The following is a 17,105-nucleotide window of genomic DNA, read 5'->3' on the forward strand; positions in this document are numbered from 1 at the left end:
GATGGCTCTTGTACGGTATAATGTATCGATAATTAACTTAGTTTATCTTTTTCCCTTAATAATATGCTTATCTATGAAGCGCTTTCGCAGGGGGAAAGTCGAGGCAGGACATGTTTGAGAATTTAACAGAACGACTTACGCACACGTTACGCTCAGTGACCGGTCAGGCGAAACTGACGGAAGATAATATTAAAAGTACTCTGCGTGAAGTGCGTATGGCGCTGCTCGAAGCGGATGTCGCACTCCCTGTCGTTAAAGAGTTTGTTAATAGCGTTAAAGAGCGTGCTGTAGGGACTGAAGTTACTAAAAGCCTGACCCCAGGGCAGGTATTTGTAAAGATCGTCAATGAAGAGATGGTCAAGGTCATGGGGGAGGCGAATGAAAAGCTGAACCTAGCGGTCGTACCTCCAGCGGTTGTTATGATGGCTGGTCTTCAAGGGGCGGGTAAAACCACCTCGGTGGCAAAACTAGGTCGTCACCTACGTGAACGGGAAAAGAAAAAGGTCTTAGTTGTTTCTGCTGACGTATATCGTCCGGCGGCTATCAAACAGCTTGAAACCCTTGCGGCTGAAGTTCAGGTTGATTTCTTCCCATCGTCCGCTGATCAAGATCCAGTTGATATAGCTAACGCGGCAATCGCTCATGCTCGTATTCAACACCATGATGTTGTCTTGGTTGATACGGCGGGTCGTTTGCATGTTGACGAAGATATGATGGGTGAGATTAAGCGCTTACATGAAGCGGTTAATCCGGTAGAAACCCTATTTGTTGTCGATGCGATGACAGGTCAAGATGCGGCAAATACCGCCAAAGCTTTTAACGAAGTATTACCTTTAACCGGTGTTATCCTTACCAAAACCGATGGTGATGCTCGCGGTGGTGCTGCTTTATCTGTACGTCAGATTACCGGTAAACCTATTAAGTTCTTAGGTGTTGGCGAAAAAGTTGATGCCTTAGAGCCTTTCCATCCTGATCGTGTTGCTTCCCGTATCTTAGGTATGGGTGATGTGCTTTCCTTAATTGAGGAAGCAGAGCAGAAAATTGATAAAGCCAAAGCGGAAAAATTTGCCCAGAAAATTAAAAAGGGTAAAGGCTTTGATCTAGAAGATTTCCGTGAACAGATTACCCAGATGAAAAATATGGGTGGTATGGCGGGCATGCTTGATAAACTTCCTGGCATGGGTCAACTGACTCAGGCGGCCAGTGCTGCAAACGCCGAGAAGGGTATGCATCAGATGGAAGCGATCATTAACTCAATGACCGCATTGGAACGTCGTAAGCCCGATATTATCTCAGGTTCCCGCAAAAAACGTATAGCTAAAGGCTCTGGAACCCAGATTCAGGATATTAATCGCCTGCTTAAACAGCATAAACAGATGTCGAAGATGATGAAAAAATTCAGCGGCAAAGGCGGTATGACCAAAATGATGCGCGGCATGAAAGGTATGTTACCGCCGGGCATGGGTGGTGGTCCTGGTGGTATGGGCGGCCCTGGTGGTTTCCCTGGGATGTAAGCCTTTTTAATTAATCGGCGAAAAGACTTTATTAGGGCGGGTAATTCTAGTAGAATTCCCGCCCTAATTTTTAATGGTTCAGTCTGCCTCAAAAACAGGCTGTTTTTCTAACTGTGGGCGATATTAAAACCCACTCAATAAAGGGATCTAACGCATGGTAACTATTCGTTTGTCTCGTGGTGGCGCTAAGAAGCGTCCGTTCTATCACATCTCAGTAGCAGACTCGCGTAATGCGCGTGACGGTCGCTTTATTGAGCGTGTGGGCTTTTTTAACCCAACAGCACGTGGTCAAGAGGAAGGTCTTCGTATCGATCTTGATCGTGTTGAATACTGGCAGAGTAAAGGCGCACAGCTATCTGAGCGCGTTGCTAAGCTAGTTAAAGAAGCTAAAGCAGCTAAGTAATTTTTAGGTTTTTGGTCAGGGTTAAAGATGAGCAGTGATCCAAGTAATGAACATATCATTGTCGGAACGATTTCTGCTGTCTATGGGATTAAGGGTTGGGTAAAAATTTACTCTAACACTGATCCAATAGAAAACATTTTTTCCTACAAACCGTGGTTGGTAAAAGTTAACGGTGTATTGAAGCCTCTCGAGGTGGAAACCGGTAAGCGCCATGGTAAAGGGCTAGTTGCAAAACTGGTTGGAGTAGACGATCGGGATGTGGCGCGTAAATATTGCGGGCTTGAAATCTCGGTTGATGCAAAGCAGCTTCCTAAATTGGACGCTGGTGAGTACTACTGGAGTCAGTTGCAAGACCTATTAGTTTATACCGAGTCCGATCAATTATTGGGCAAGGTAAGCCACCTGTTAGAAACTGGCTCAAATGATGTGCTAGTTGTGAAGGGAACGGCTGACAGTCTCGATCAAAGAGAGCGACTGTTGCCCTATCTTCCTGACCAGGTGATAAAAAATATTGACCTTGAAACAGGTACCATGCGGGTCGATTGGGACCCGGAATTCTGAACCATGTGGTTTGGTGTGGTAACTCTTTTTCCTGAAATGTTTGATGCAATTAGTTGCTACGGCGTTACAGGGCGAGGAGTAAAAAACGGTTTGATACAGATGCAGTGCTGGAATCCTCGGGATTTCACGCATGATAAGCATAAAACTGTAGATGACCGCCCTTATGGTGGCGGCCCAGGCATGTTGATGAAATTTCAACCGCTTAGGGATGCTATTCATGCGGCAAAAGACGCTGCGGGCGACGAGGTAAAAGTTATTTACCTATCCCCACAGGGACGACGTATGGATCATCAGGGTATGCAGGAGCTAGCTTCTCGCAAGAAGCTGATTCTGGTAGCAGGGCGCTATGAAGGTATTGATGAGCGCCTAATAGATGCAGAGATTGATGAAGAGTGGTCGCTAGGCGATTTTGTGCTTAGTGGTGGGGAATTACCCGCGATGACTATGATTGATGCAGTTTCTCGTTTGGTTCCTGGTGTTTTAGGACATCAAGATTCAGCTACTGAGGATTCGTTTTGTGATGGATTGCTAGATTGCCCGCACTACACTAGGCCGGAACAGTATGATGATATGCAGGTACCTGAAGTGTTGCTGAGCGGCAACCATAAAGAGATCAGACGCTGGCGTCTGAAACAACAGCTGGGAAGGACTTGGCAGCGCCGACCTGACCTGCTCGAATCTCTTGAGTTAAACGCTGAGCAAAAGTCATTGTTAACCGATTTTATCCGGGAGACCCAAGGGTCCGAAGGTTGAATGTTTAGGAGCAAGCGATGAGCGGCAAAAACCTAATTATTCAGCAGCTTGAAGCTGAACAAATGAATAAAGAAGTACCAGAATTTGCACCAGGTGATACTGTTGTAGTTCAGGTTAGAGTTGTAGAAGGCGAGCGTACTCGTCTGCAGGCGTTTGAAGGTGTAGTTCTAGGTAAGCGTAACCGCGGTCTGAACTCTGCTTTCACTGTGCGTAAAATTTCTCACGGTGTGGGTGTTGAGCGTACTTTCCAAACTTTCAGTGCTACCGTTGATAGCATCGAAGTTAAGCGTCGTGGTGCTGTACGTCAGGCTAAACTTTACTACTTGCGTGAGCGTAGTGGTAGATCTGCACGTATTAAAGAAAAATTGGGTTAATCACCTACTTTTTCTTTTATTAAAAAAGCGGCTTCGGTCGCTTTTTTTATGTCTAGTGTTTAACTGATCTTAATATCTGTTATAAAGATTGGACAGAGTTGAATATCCACGCCCATAATATTAGGGTTGAAAAGCGGCTAGTTTCGCAAGTTTTGGGTACAGGGAGTTAATCTTAGGTCAGCCTATGAAAAACAAAACCATCAAGCACATTGTTTCATTATGTTTAGTTATCCTAGTTCCCGTCTTACTATTTGCCGGAGCTTATGGATTTGTTTGGTGGAAAGTATCTGAGTTCGCAGATGACTTTGCTCGTGATATCTCTCCTTATGCTGATATGAAATACCAAGATATTTATATCGACCTATTTCAATCTGAGGTTGGTCTGCGTGGCATGAGTTTTATTCCTGCTGGCATGAAAGGCGAAATAGGGATTGATGCTACGACTTTAAAAGCGCCCTCGTGGGGATTTATCCTTAGTTTGAATGAGCAGTTGTCCAAAGGTGAGCTGCCAGAATCATTTAATATTGAGATTACAGGGATAGATCTTAACCTCCAAAGTGGTTATATGCAGGATTGGGGGCGAATGGCCGCCGATGCGCAGCGCCAAGTAGGTCCAAGTTACGACACTTTAGCTTGCGGTGATCTGCATTTCTTTTCGATCGTGGATGTTCGCAAAATGGGCTATAGCCGCATTCGTAGCGATCTCTCTATCCAATATACTTTTGACAAAGTAGACAAGCAGCTCAATTTTGATCTGCAAAGTAAAACTGCGCAGATGGCTGATGCGAGCATCTCTATGAATATTGGTGTCACAAGCGACACGTTAAATATGCAGACAATCGTGTTTGCTCAACCGCAGTTAAAAAGAATTAAAACCCGTTTTTATGACCGCGGATATAACGTCCGTAAAAACAAATTTTGTGCGGCTTTAAATAAAGAACCAGTACAGGATTATCGTCAGCGCTATGCTGAGATGTTAAATAGACGGCTAAATTATGAAGGTTGGACAGTCCCTAAACCTTTGTTTGATGCTATTGATAGTTTAAATAACCCCGGCGGTTCTTTTTATCTGCGTGTTGATATTCCACAAGGGTTCGGTATGCAGTCAATGGCATTAATTCAGCAACCAACGGACCTCTTGGATGCTTTAAATCCATATATGGAATTTAATGGTAAGGCTGTCTCTTGGGAGGGTGTTGCTTGGAATGAGCCTGATCCTGAGGGGGAGCGCTTACTGCATGAGTTGAATGTAGGTGCTGATGAGGTGCTGGAAGAACAAGTATCAAGCGCGCTTCCTGAAGAAGATGCAGAACATTTTGATATGAGTATAGCTATGCCTTCTCCTGTTTATGAGCGCCGTAATCAGCATGCTCTAAAACGATTGAAGCAGCAGGAAAATGAAAAAACCTTTAAGCCCGTCGAACTGTCGAATTTAGAGCCCCACTTAGGTGAGCCGGTGATTTTGTATACCTATTTTGGACGTAAAGTTGAAGGCCGTTTGATTGATGTGAATCCTGATGTGATTACCGTTGAGCATCGTTTAGTGGATGGTCGCGGAACTGCGACTTATCCGATCTCTCGGGATAAAATTCAAAGTGCGCGCCTTTATTATTAATTCCTCTTGCTGTTCTATGTATCTATCTTGTGTTGGATGGAGTGATTGTGTCGTCTTCCATTAAAGCTGCTGTTGTTCTAAGTGATAAAGATAGCCAGCTCATTGATACATATTTAGATGCTATTTGGATGGAAAAAGGCTTGAGTGAAAACACGCTTTCCTCCTATCGTCGAGACCTGAATCAGTTTGGTTTGTGGTTAAATCAGCGCGGAGGACACCTTATCTCCTGTGTTCGATCTGAGTTACAGCAGTATTTAGGCTGGCGAGTTAAAGAGCGCTTACGTGCGAGCTCTACAGCCCGAATGCTCTCATGCTTGAGAGGGTTTTATCGTTATCTGTTACGTGAAGAACTAATTAGTGAAGATCCGGTACTCTTAATAGATAGCCCGAAAAAGGGACGAAGTTTACCTAAAACATTGACGGAAGATGATGTTGAGCGCCTCTTAGATGCGCCGGAACTAAACGATCCTATCCACTTTCGTGATCGTGCTATGTTAGAAGTCCTTTATGCTACAGGGTTACGTGTTACTGAATTAGTCAGTTTGCAGTTATTTGAAGTAAATTTGAATCAAGGTGTGATTCGCGTAATGGGTAAGGGGGGCAAAGAGCGATTGGTCCCGTTAGGTGAAGAAGCGATTAGTTGGGTGCGGCGTTATTTAGTGCAGGTTCGGCCTATTCTATTGGGTGAGAATGTGAGTGATGTGCTGTTTCCTAGCCGGCGAGGGCAGCAGATGACACGGCAAACCTTTTGGCATCGTATAAAACATTACGCCTTGGTTGCGGGTGTTGATAAGCCGTTATCACCCCATGTAATTAGACATGCATTTGCGACACATCTGCTGAATCATGGGGCTGATCTTAGAGTGGTGCAGATGCTATTGGGACATAGTGATCTATCAACTACGCAAATTTATACCCATGTGGCCCAACAAAGATTACAGTCTTTGCATCAAACCCATCATCCGCGGGGTTAATTACTGGAACTTCGCCAGGAAAATAGAGTCCTAGATATAATACGCAATTAGGCAGTTGGAATAGTTAGAGGGAAATGATGAAAAAAATCTTAATATCGACCATGCTGTTAATGAGCAGTTTGAGTATTAATGCCCAAGCAGCAAGTCCTGAGGAGCTGATTACGCAGAACCTGCAAAAGGTTAATGCGCGTCTCCAAGTTGAGACCGTGGTCAAAGCTCCAGTGGATGGAATGTATGAGGTGTTATTGAACACTGGTGAAGTCCTCTATTCCGATGAGCAAGGCAAATATTTCTTATTAGGTAAGTTGTTTCAGTTTAGTGAGTCTGAAGGTTTTATTGATCTGACAGAACAGAAACAGAGCATTATCAGAAAAGAGACCCTTGCCAAAATCGATCCTGAACAAATGGTTGTCTACCCTGCTGAAGGCGAATTAAAAGCGACAATTAATGTGTTCACCGATGTGGATTGTCCTTACTGCCGTAAACTGCATGCCGAAGTGCCTAAATTGACTGCTATGGGTATCCAAGTTAATTATCTGGCTTTTCCTCGACAAGGTGCAGGCACTGCAACCTACAGAAACATGGTATCCATTTGGTGTGCTGAAAGTGCAGACGGCCGTCGGAAAGCGATGGATGCAGCTAAAGGTAACGGAGAGCTAACATCTAAAACTTGTGATAGCCCTGTGATGGAACAGTTTAATATGGGTCAAAGCATGGGGGTTACTGGTACTCCTGCCATTGTTCTATCTGATGGTAGTTTACTGCCTGGTTATGTCCCTGCGGCGCAATTAGCGAAAGCGTTAAAACTGCAGTAAGTTCGTTTATATTCTTAATAATAAGGGAGCCTAGGCTCCCTTATTTATTTGTTGCTACAGAATGATTGCAGAGATAGAGCTATTGCATTGTTTTGGCTATAATACTCGGCTCATTTTTACGGAACTTATGTAAGTGGATCAATTTGCCATGTTTCAATGTTTATTGGCTAAGTTGGTTTATCTGTTTCCGTTAGATTTCTAAATCACAGTTATGACTCAATAGGTATATATACTGTGAGAAATAGTTGTTCAACAGCATGCGAGGTGCAAGTTTGAAACCGGTCAAAGTAGGTATCTGTGGATTAGGTACAGTCGGTGGTGGCACATACAATGTGCTGAAGCGAAATGCCGAAGAGATTGCTCGTCGGGCAGGACGTAAAATCATAGTGGAAGAAATTGGTGCTCGTCACACTAATCCGGACTGTGATACCAAAGGTATACAGCTTACAGATGATGTTTTTGCGGTGGCTAAAAACCCAGAAATTGATGTAGTTGTTGAGTTGATCGGTGGTTATGACGTAGCAAAAGAACTTGTGCTGACAGCTATAGAGCACGGCAAACATGTTGTAACTGCGAACAAAGCCTTAATCGCTGTTCATGGTAATGAGATATTCGAAGCTGCGCAGAAAAAGAATGTCATGGTTGCATTTGAAGCATCGGTTGCCGGTGGTATCCCGATCATCAAAGCGATCCGTGAAGGTTTGTCTGCGAATAAGATTAATTGGTTAGCCGGTATTATTAATGGTACAGGCAACTTCATCATGACCGAAATGCGCGATAAAGGGCGTGATTTTGACGATGTACTCGCTGAAGCTCAAGCGCTGGGTTATGCAGAAGCTGATCCAACCTTTGATGTTGAAGGTATTGATGCGGCTCATAAGTTAACGATTTTAGCCTCTATCGCGTTTGGTATCCCTTTGCAGTTCGACAAAGCCTTTACTGAAGGCATCAGCAAAATTACTCGCGATGATGTGCAGTATGCTGAAGAGCTTGGCTACCGTATCAAACATTTAGGTGTTAGCCGTCATACGGATAAAGGTGTGGAGCTGCGAGTGCATCCAACACTGATTCCTGAGTCTGCGCTTATCGCTAATGTAAACGGTGTGATGAACGCAATTTTGGTTGATGGCGATGCGGTTGGCCAAACTATGTATTACGGGCCGGGTGCTGGCTCTGAGCCAACTGCTTCCGCTGTTGTGGCCGATATAGTCGATGTCGTTCGCACCTTGACTGCTGATCGTGATAATCGTGTACCTCATTTGGCCTTCCAGCCATCAGAGTTATCAGATGCACCGATTCTGCCAATGGAGCAGACAGAAACTGCCTACTATCTACGCATGAATGCCCAAGAGAAACCGGGTGTGCTGGCAATGATTACCAGTATTCTGGGTGGCGAAGGCATCAATATTGAAGCCATTATTCAGAAAGCGACAAGCGAAGACCAAGTGCCGGTTATTATTTTGACCCAGACTGTGGTTGAGCAGAAGATGAATGATGCAATTGCAAAAATCGAAGCGCTAGATGAGATTAACGGTAGTGTTACTCGTATTCGCGTTGAAAATTTTGGCCGTTAAGGAGTAATCCCGTGAAATATATCTCTACCCGGGGAAAAGCTCCGGCAATGAATTTTGAAGAGGTTCTTCTAGCTGGTTTAGCAAGTGATGGTGGCCTATATGTGCCAGAAACATTGCCTACTTTCAGCAAAGAGGAGATCGCCTCTTGGGTCGGTCTGCCATATAACGAATTGGCTTATAAAGTGATAAAGCCATTTGTGGATGACTGCGTAGCCGATGCAGATCTGAAGCAGATGATTGATGAGACCTATGCGGGTTTCAATCATATTGCTGTTGCACCGATGAAAGAGCTAGGCACTAATGAGTGGATCCTAGAACTTTTTCATGGCCCAACCTTGGCATTTAAAGACTTTGCACTTCAGTTGCTAGGTCGCTTGATGGATTACGCACTTGAAAAGCGTGGTGAACATTTAGTGATTATGGGTGCAACTTCAGGTGATACAGGTTCAGCGGCGATTGAAGGCTGCTGCCATAGTAAACATCTGGATATTTTTATTCTGCATCCGCATAACCGCGTATCAGAAGTGCAGCGTCGTCAGATGACAACCGTTATTAAAGACAATGTGTTTAATATTGCCTTAGAAGGTAACTTCGACGATTGTCAGCAGATGGTTAAAGATAGCTTTGCTAATCAAGACTTCCTTAAAGGGATGAAGCTAGGGGCAGTAAACTCGATCAATTGGGCGCGTATTATGTCCCAGATCGTTTATTACTTCTCAGCTTCGCTTGCTGTCGGTGGTCCAGAACGTGAAGTGAGCTTCTCTGTGCCTACAGGTAACTTTGGTGATATTTTTGCCGGTTATCTAGCTAAGCAGATGGGTTTGCCGATCAAGCAGTTGGTTGTGGCTACTAACCGTAACGATATTTTGCACCGTGTTATCTCCGGTAACGATATGTCCAAAGGTGAGTTGGTTCATACCTTATCACCGTCTATGGATATTATGGTGTCGTCAAACTTTGAACGTATGTTGTTTGATGTATACGGCAAAGATGGTGCAGCGATTGATGATCTAATGGCACGTTTCTCGAAAGAATCGGTTGAACTCGATTCTGACCGTTGGGATAAAGTGCGTGAACTGTTTGATAGCTGTGCCGTTGATGATGACGCGACCTGCGAAACAATCAAACAAGTCTACGCTGAGACAGAATACCTACTCGATCCGCATACAGCGATTGGTGTTAAAGCCGCGCGTGAATGCAACCGTGATAAGTCTGTACCGATGATCACTTTAGCGACTGCGCATCCGGTTAAGTTCCCTGAGCCTGTTGTTAAAGCGGGTTTAGAATCCCCTCAGTTGCCAGCCCATATGGTTGATCTTTTTGAGCGTGAAGAAAAGCTAGACGTGTTAGATAACGATCTAAATACCGTTCAGCAGTTTATCGCGAGTCATGTTCATTCAGAATAATTAATTGTTTGAATATGATACTCTCAAAACCCGACCTTGTTTGTGTCGGGTTTTTTGTATCTGGCGATTGATCTTTTTGTGTTAAAGCAAAGGAATAACTGCGATGACTGATCTGTTTTTTTACTTGTCGAAAATATTCTGGGTAGTGGTTCAGCCAGATCATTTTTTGCTACTCATGTTATTTGTTGGCTTACTACTTTGGCGCAGATTATTAGGGGTGTTAATGGTCTGGAGTTCAGTGTTAATTATGCTGGCTTTAAGTGTATTCCCGATCGCTAACTACCTTCTAGAGCCTTTAGAACAACGTTTTCCTAAGCCAGATCTTACTCAGCTTGAAGCGCCTATTGCCGGTATTATAGTGTTAGGTGGAGGTGAAGAAGCGGAGCTGTCCGCTGTACATAATATGCCTCAGTTCAACCGTGCTGCGGAAAGACTTATGATGTTACCGGCTCTGATGTTGCGTTATCCACAGGCTAAAGTTATTTTTACCGGTGGCTCAGGTTCATTATTAAAGCCTGAATATCGTGGTGGTGATGTGGCTAAGCAGTGGCTGACCGAGCAAGGTTTAGGTGCACGGCTTATTGTCGAAAGGGATTCACGAAATACCTTCCAAAATGCAATATATACCCGTGAAATTATTGATGAGCTTAAAAAAACAGATAAAGTAGATGATCTGGTTGGCGGTAAATGGCTGCTTGTGACCTCTGCATTTCACATGCCACGCTCTGTAGGGGTTTATCGTCAGGCGGGTGTTGATGTTATTCCTTACCCTGTTGATTTTAGACAGTTGAATAGTCAGATCCAGCTCAGTCTTAATGCCAATATGGCGGAGCTTAATCAGGTCGTTCGAGAATGGATCGGTTTAGGTGCCTATTATCTGACAGATAAAACTGCTGAGTTGTTTCCCCGTCCTTTAGATGTAAGCGCGTCAAAAACGTCGCAGCAAAATATAGATCAGTCAAAACCGGAACCTGAAAACTCCAACCTTTTACAACCTAAGCCTTTATTGGATGGAACAGCAGAAACTTAATGAAAGAACTGGTTATCACTCAACGTCAAGACACCGACTCTAACTTACCAATATTTAGGCAAACTAATCCCGTTCTTGCACGAATTTATGCCTCTCGTGGTATTCACGATTTAGAGGGGTTAGGGCGCAACTTAAAAGAGTTGCTGCCCGATAGCGGTTTAGCCGGTATGGATGCTGCCATAGAACGCTTAGTGGTTGCGCTTAAAAAGCGTGAAAAAATCATGATTATTGGCGACTTTGATTGTGATGGCGCAACCAGTACAGCGGTGGCGGTACTGGCTTTACGCATGATGGGAGCAGAGGATGTTTGTTACCTTGTTCCTAATCGTTTTGAATATGGTTACGGCCTAAGTCCCGAGATTGTGATGGAGGCGTTAAAGCAAGCCCCTGATCTATTGATTACTGTTGATAATGGTATCTCCAGTATTGAAGGGGTTGCCGCCGCTAACATCGCTAATTTAGATGTAATCGTGACGGATCATCACCTTGCTGGCCAAGAGCTTCCAGCGGCATATGCCATAGTGAACCCTAATCAGCCCGATTGCCGTTTTAGCGCTAAATCGACCTGCGGCGTAGGTGTTATCTTCTACGTGATGATCGCACTAAGGCGTAAACTGCAAGCGCTTAACTGGTTTGAGCAGCAGGGGTTAGCACTGCCTAACCTCGGCAGCCTTCTTGATCTTGTTGCCTTAGGCACTGTGGCTGATGTGGTTCCTTTAGAACAGAATAATCGTGTGCTGGTCTATCAAGGCTTACAGCGCATTAAAGCGGGTCGCTGTCGACCCGGTATCAAAGCCTTAATTGAACTATCAGGTCGCCAACAGCATAAAATAGCGTCCTCTGACTTAGGCTATGCTTTAGCGCCACGTTTAAACGCTGCGGGGCGTTTAGAAGATATGTCGATCGGTATTGAATGCCTATTGACTGAATCTGAGCAGCAAGCAAAAGAACTAGCTGCGACGCTAAATGACCTTAACCAAGAGCGCAAAGGCATAGAGCAGGAGATGCAACAACAAGCCTTAGATCTGTTGGCGCACCTTCAGCTAGATGATGAAGCCTTACCTTACGGGTTATCGCTTTATGAGCCAGAATGGCACCAAGGTGTGATCGGTATTTTAGCCTCCAGAATCAAAGAGAAAACCCATCGGCCTGTTATCGCGTTTGCTCAAGGTGATGAGGGAGAACTTAAAGGCTCGGCCCGTTCAATTCCCGGTTTTCATATTCGAGATGGCTTAGATGCGATCGCAGCGAAACACCCCGCACTTCTGCGTAAATTTGGCGGTCATGCCATGGCAGCAGGATTAACGATCAGTGATAAAGATCTAGGCTTATTTCAGCAAGCCTTTGATAGCGAAGTGAGACGGCAGTTATCAGATGCGGATCTACAACAACAAGTGATTACCGATGGTGCATTAAGTGCCAATGATATGACCATTGAGTTAGCTGAAATGCTCCGTGATGCCGGCCCTTGGGGTCATCAATTTCCAGAGCCATTGTTTGAGGGTGAGTTTTCACTCCTACAGCAACGAATTGTCGGCCATCGCCATCTGAAAATGGTATTGATGGAACCCGCTTCAGGATTAGCGGTAGATGCGATACAGTTTAATGCCGATATGGACCAATGGCCGGATGAATCGAAAACCCATGTACGGGTTATCTATCGTTTAGATGTAAACGAATTCCGTGGCCGCAAAAGCGTACAGATGCTAGTCGATCACCTATTAATCCCCGATCAGTAAAAAGAGTGGAATACTAATTATGAATGAATTTAACTTAGAAGAGCTAAACCTACTTTTAAGCGTATTTGAAAAAGCGGGTATCAGCACTGATCAAGGCGCAGAAGGTGAGATGCTACAACGCTTAAAAGCTGCCCAAGAAACCCGCCAAGAGCTAGAAAGTATGGACTTTGACGACTGCTTAGGCGGCGCCTGTAAGCTATAAGTAAGATACTATCCATTTGACCTGATCGCTCAGGTCAAATGGGTGCGCGCTATCGCCCCTGTACCTGATTATTGTCGACGCCCATCGGCCTGTGTAGGCGCTCACCCTTTGCCCGACGAGAATCAAAGCGAAAGGCTGACGAAAATTAAAAGGGGCAGAGCCCTTTAAATGTCTAATGTAGGAGCTCACCCTGTGAGCGAAGATACTTGTATTACCACCCTGCTTAGGTTAAAAATAGTTATAAATCAGACAGATGGATGTCTGGCATGGGTATATATACGCAGCCTTTTTATATGAGCTATGTATATCAATTGCTAATGCGCATGCTCGTTTTGTCACGGAAGAGTACGATTTAATTCTTTAGCTTCTCCTTCCTTTTCAAATAATTACATCTGTTTTTAATTAATAGCGCTGCGGGTAGATACACGGTCCCCTGTATATACAAATGTTAGGCATCACAAATATCATATCGCGTATTCAGGGAGACTTATGCAGGAATTTTTCAAGCAAGAATACATTCAAATAGGTTTTTATATAATTAGCCCGATAGCAACGTTCTTAGCTGTTGCAACTGCATATTTAGCTATTTATAGACAATCTAAACCCAATATTGTTGTTTACTATGAAACATCTGCAGCTGGATCAGTTATTGACTTAGTTATTTGTAATCATGGAAATGGTACCGCAAAAAATTTAGAGTTTTCTAAAGCATTACCTATAAATTGTTGGGGAATTGAAAACGCAGATAAAGTAAATAAATCAGATTTCTTCAACTCTAAAATACCGCTTCTAGCATCAGGAAAAGAATTACGTTATCAAGCAGGCCAATATGGTGGTTTAAGCTCAGTCATAAAAGAAAGCTACTCACTAGAAGTAACTTATACCTATAAGACACCGTTAAGGAGCAAAAAAGGTGTTGATTCTATAGTTCTCGATATTCGCTATATGAGTCAAATGCAATCTAAGAATAGTGCGGCTCTCGATTTATCAGATGCATTAAAAGGCCGTAATAACACTATATTTAAGGAACTTAATAAAAGTCTAAAATCGATTAACACAACACTAACTAGTATATCTAACAAATTAGATAGGAAAGATGAAAGTGATGCCTAACAAGTGGCTGTTGGCGGACGCACCTGCGCTGGCGCTCCGGTGCGCCGCAAAGCCAAAGCGTTAAATGAGCAATACCGTATTATTTGGCAGAGTTTCTAAAGACTCTGTTAGTTGGGATTGTGATGAATAGTGCTGCCCAAAGGTGGAGCTGGTAGGGTGGGTATCTTGCGTGCGAGGGAAGCGACCCTTACAATCAGTATGAAAAATGCGGGTAGTTAATAATAAATGTGCGAACATTTAGCGCTTTTATAGTAGTTTACGGCCGTCCCAGCCGCAATGATGCATTGCAGTAGTCCGAGTGGGTAGGCTAGAGTAAACGCGAATAGTCAGTTTGTTCCGCTTAGGCTCTTGATAATTAAACGAGGAAATAAGATGAAAACTGCTTTCACGTTTGTTGCCTTTTTATGTTTCACTCATACCACGGTGATGGCGTCGAATGCTGTCATTGATGATATACGTGCGAAAGGAGAGACATGTCGGGCAATGGCTCAAACGGCCGAAGGCCAGAAGCTCGCCCATCTGTGTTTGTCGAGTTGCGCACGCTATGGTGATACGTTAACTCAATATCCTGAATTGTTGAGTGATATTGGGGTGAAAAGATGCCATAGGGATTATGCGAGGGCGCAGAAAGGTTTGACGAAAACGCCACCGCCCGTTAATCGAACACAAAATGCCCCAGCAAAAGTGGAACCTGCTCGCACAACTATGCCGGATGTTGAAGGCCTATGGACGGGAATACTCAGAGGAGAGATGCGAGTGCGGGCTGATGCCCGTACCGACTGGCAACAGATTTGCCGAGGTACAGCGATGGTCATGGCGTTTGCCCATGATTCAACGGATACGATAGAGCAGCAAAAGCAGCGGCGGCTTGATCAAACCGCATTTTTTAAACAGCTTAAACGTAAAGATCAAGTGCGCTTGATTGGCATCACATACGATCCAGCTAGAGCCGGGCAGCAGCTTCATTGCCAAGCTGAGCGGGTTGAGATTATCGGCTCGAATTAAGCTTGCGTATTTTTCGAATAATTGGGGTCAGAGTTAAATTAAGTTTTCAACGTGTTGATATTTAGAGTTAATCAAGTATGACTTTACTCTGACTTCGAACTTAAAAAGCTTTACCCAATCACAATAACTTTTCTAAGTCGAAAACGCATAAGTCTTATGCTCTAAAAAAGTTACGTATTTATTCTAGCGAGCTAGTTTTTTTGTAGTAATATTCATAACCATTAACCGTGTTGAAAACAGATTTTCTGGGTAATATCGCATAACCTAACTTATTGACAGGCTAGCTCAATATAAGGGCAAAAGGGTATATTTATTACTTCAATACAATATATTAGGGCGTTTGCGCCTTATACTAAATGTTAAAGCGTCTGAGTTTTTAAGGGTAAAACATTTAAAATAAAGACTTGTTTAAAACCAAATTCAGTATTTAAAAACAGTAAAAAACAACCAGGCCTGGTAACTTTAGTATTGGTGTTTATAAAAAAGTGTAATGTTACAGGTTAAAAGTACAACAACCACTTCAAGCATCACGCTTTAACAAGCGCTTCCAGCCTGACGCCAAAGACTATGCGTTTTTTGTGCCACTCGCTGCGCTCAAATATTAACACAAAGATACTCCTGTTTTGGTGCAGCTGAAGCGGGCGTTAGTTTGCTAAAGGCAGCGGTTAACTAGCCTAAGCTTGCTCTCACATCAGCAATGGTGATGAAGAGTTTATTTTCAGCGTCTTCAAATGCTATGAAAACCATAGCGTTCTAGCAATTTTTCGCACCGTCTTTGGCATCAACGATAACAACTGGAAATGCAACGCTATCACTAGCAGCTAACAGCTTTCTGAGTGCATCGATAAGCAGCCATTCACCAAAGCCTTTCCCTTTATATCGGTCATCGACAGCAAGACGGGCAATCAGACCACCGGAGGTGGATGATGGGAAACGGTAAGTAAGGACAAGCACTTTTACGTGTTTCGGCAACACCTCTATGGGTGGGGATATTGCCCTTGTCTCTGTGTCGGGGAGACTATAGCCACTTCACTGGCAAAAAGCGCTAATGGTCAGTGTCATCAAAAAAAGTATTCACGTGAGCCATCATGCTGCCCACTACACCAACGCCAGGCTTACCGGCGTCCCGCTTAGCTTGTTGAAAACTGCTTAATCGCTGAATAATTTCGGCTCGCCAAACGGTTCGGGTGGGTGTGTTTTCTAGGTCAATAGATTCAATAATGCTGCAGCAGGTGCTGCGATCAATGTCATCACTTTTAGCGTCAGGATCACCTTGAGCCCATGTATATTCACTAGTGGCTTTCATTTGTATGGCCAAGGCTTGCAATAAGTGGTCGACATCAACTCGGGTAACAGCACCACATGAGTGGGGACTCATCTTAGGGTGCGTCTGTGGATTGTCTATTGCTGTTTTTTCTCGTGATTTTGCTTTTTGCACTAAGCCTACACCGGCGAATACCAGTAGTATCGCCAGCAATAGGAGCCAATCTAACTCGATATCTTTTAACATTCATTACCTTTTATACCGAGACCTTGGGAAAGTCAGTACGGTCAGTCAATTGTCTTATGTCGTTTTAACGACAGCCTTCCATATATTTCACTGCTGGATACCTTCCCCAAAGAAACTAGGGCAGACACTGCCTTTTTGTTTGCAGTAAGAAACTGCCCGACACTCAATGACAACCGAAGCACGCTTAGGGGGAAACTGAGCGCTGACTGTCAGGTAGAACGCTCTGCTCGCGTTTGCTCCGGCCTGACGTTCCTTATTTCAGTACTCATTGAGGGCTATTATGCGGTATCCGTCATATGTATTGGATGGCATAGGGTAGATGGTTTTTTATACATGTTTACTCCACTTTTACCGAATCATCAATGCCTGCGTCATAATCAAGCGTTTTTGTCCGCAAGCGAAAAAACCTAGGCGTCAAAAAATCTAGGGGCAGGTCGTGCTTGTTGCAACAGATGACTAACCTAGCTAGCAGCGGTATTCTTTATTCCCTTTTCGAATGATGTCTATGTCGCAAAGC

At 44.0% G+C, this 17,105-nt stretch carries 16 protein-coding genes and 1 pseudogene; 15 read left to right on the forward strand and 2 right to left on the reverse strand.

Annotation, left to right across the window (positions count from 1 at the left end):
• The first annotated feature begins 110 nt into the window (after positions 1 to 110).
• From ffh to Q4492_RS05545, 15 genes are all read left to right on the forward strand, one after another.
• The gene (gene ffh / locus Q4492_RS05475) at positions 111 to 1,514 is read left to right on the forward strand and encodes a signal recognition particle protein (protein ID WP_303416255.1); all 1,404 of its coding nucleotides are present in this window, start codon (positions 111 to 113) and stop codon (positions 1,512 to 1,514) included.
• A 154-nt stretch (positions 1,515 to 1,668) separates the two neighbouring features.
• Positions 1,669 to 1,917: a 30S ribosomal protein S16 gene (rpsP, locus tag Q4492_RS05480; protein ID WP_067862491.1), complete on the forward strand. Its 249-nt coding sequence runs from the start codon at positions 1,669 to 1,671 to the stop codon at positions 1,915 to 1,917.
• Between the two features lie 27 nt (positions 1,918 to 1,944).
• On the forward strand, positions 1,945 to 2,478 hold the full coding sequence (gene rimM, locus Q4492_RS05485; protein ID WP_303416256.1) for a ribosome maturation factor RimM: 534 nt from the start codon (positions 1,945 to 1,947) through the stop codon (positions 2,476 to 2,478).
• Positions 2,479 to 2,481: 3 nt separating this feature from the next.
• Positions 2,482 to 3,231, forward strand: a complete 750-nt coding sequence (trmD, locus tag Q4492_RS05490; RefSeq protein ID WP_303416257.1) for a tRNA (guanosine(37)-N1)-methyltransferase TrmD — start codon at positions 2,482 to 2,484, stop codon at positions 3,229 to 3,231.
• 17 nt (positions 3,232 to 3,248) lie between these two features.
• A complete protein-coding gene (rplS, locus tag Q4492_RS05495; protein ID WP_303416258.1) occupies positions 3,249 to 3,605 on the forward strand; it encodes a 50S ribosomal protein L19 in 357 nt (118 codons plus the stop codon).
• Between the two features lie 184 nt (positions 3,606 to 3,789).
• Positions 3,790 to 5,220, forward strand: coding sequence for a hypothetical protein (locus tag Q4492_RS05500; protein ID WP_303416259.1), 1,431 nt, complete (start codon positions 3,790 to 3,792; stop codon positions 5,218 to 5,220).
• A 47-nt stretch (positions 5,221 to 5,267) separates the two neighbouring features.
• A complete protein-coding gene (gene xerD / locus Q4492_RS05505) occupies positions 5,268 to 6,194 on the forward strand; it encodes a site-specific tyrosine recombinase XerD (RefSeq protein ID WP_303416260.1) in 927 nt (308 codons plus the stop codon).
• Positions 6,195 to 6,271: 77 nt separating this feature from the next.
• Entirely contained in the window at positions 6,272 to 7,009 is a 738-nt protein-coding gene (locus Q4492_RS05510) for a DsbC family protein (protein WP_303416261.1), read from the forward strand.
• A gap of 272 nt (positions 7,010 to 7,281) precedes the next feature.
• Positions 7,282 to 8,583 carry a homoserine dehydrogenase gene (locus Q4492_RS05515; protein WP_303416262.1) on the forward strand — a complete coding sequence of 434 codons (1,302 nt, stop codon included), beginning with the start codon at positions 7,282 to 7,284 and terminating at the stop codon, positions 8,581 to 8,583.
• Between the two features lie 11 nt (positions 8,584 to 8,594).
• A complete protein-coding gene (gene thrC / locus Q4492_RS05520) occupies positions 8,595 to 9,989 on the forward strand; it encodes a threonine synthase (protein WP_303416263.1) in 1,395 nt (464 codons plus the stop codon).
• A 103-nt stretch (positions 9,990 to 10,092) separates the two neighbouring features.
• Entirely contained in the window at positions 10,093 to 11,019 is a 927-nt protein-coding gene (locus tag Q4492_RS05525; RefSeq protein ID WP_303416264.1) for a YdcF family protein, read from the forward strand.
• The gene (gene recJ, locus Q4492_RS05530; RefSeq protein ID WP_303416265.1) at positions 11,019 to 12,758 is read left to right on the forward strand and encodes a single-stranded-DNA-specific exonuclease RecJ; all 1,740 of its coding nucleotides are present in this window, start codon (positions 11,019 to 11,021) and stop codon (positions 12,756 to 12,758) included. Before Q4492_RS05525 ends, recJ begins: the two co-directional genes overlap by 1 nt.
• Positions 12,759 to 12,777: 19 nt before the next feature.
• Entirely contained in the window at positions 12,778 to 12,960 is a 183-nt protein-coding gene (locus tag Q4492_RS05535) for a hypothetical protein (protein WP_067862474.1), read from the forward strand.
• Positions 12,961 to 13,449: 489 nt separating this feature from the next.
• Positions 13,450 to 14,073, forward strand: coding sequence for a hypothetical protein (locus Q4492_RS05540; RefSeq protein ID WP_303416266.1), 624 nt, complete (start codon positions 13,450 to 13,452; stop codon positions 14,071 to 14,073).
• Between the two features lie 372 nt (positions 14,074 to 14,445).
• Positions 14,446 to 15,078 carry a hypothetical protein gene (locus Q4492_RS05545; RefSeq protein WP_303416267.1) on the forward strand — a complete coding sequence of 211 codons (633 nt, stop codon included), beginning with the start codon at positions 14,446 to 14,448 and terminating at the stop codon, positions 15,076 to 15,078.
• Between the two features lie 669 nt (positions 15,079 to 15,747).
• On the opposite strand, the pseudogene Q4492_RS05550 reads toward Q4492_RS05545, so the two are convergent.
• Positions 15,748 to 16,005, reverse strand: a pseudogene (locus Q4492_RS05550) (GNAT family N-acetyltransferase); the annotation flags it as partial.
• A 118-nt stretch (positions 16,006 to 16,123) separates the two neighbouring features.
• Positions 16,124 to 16,588, reverse strand: a complete 465-nt coding sequence (locus tag Q4492_RS05555; protein WP_303416268.1) for a hypothetical protein — start codon at positions 16,586 to 16,588, stop codon at positions 16,124 to 16,126.
• Positions 16,589 to 17,105 lie beyond the last annotated feature (517 nt).

The sequence above is a fragment of the Neptuniibacter sp. 1_MG-2023 genome, assembly GCF_030547185.1.
Taxonomy (GTDB): Bacteria; Pseudomonadota; Gammaproteobacteria; order Pseudomonadales; family Balneatricaceae; genus Neptuniibacter.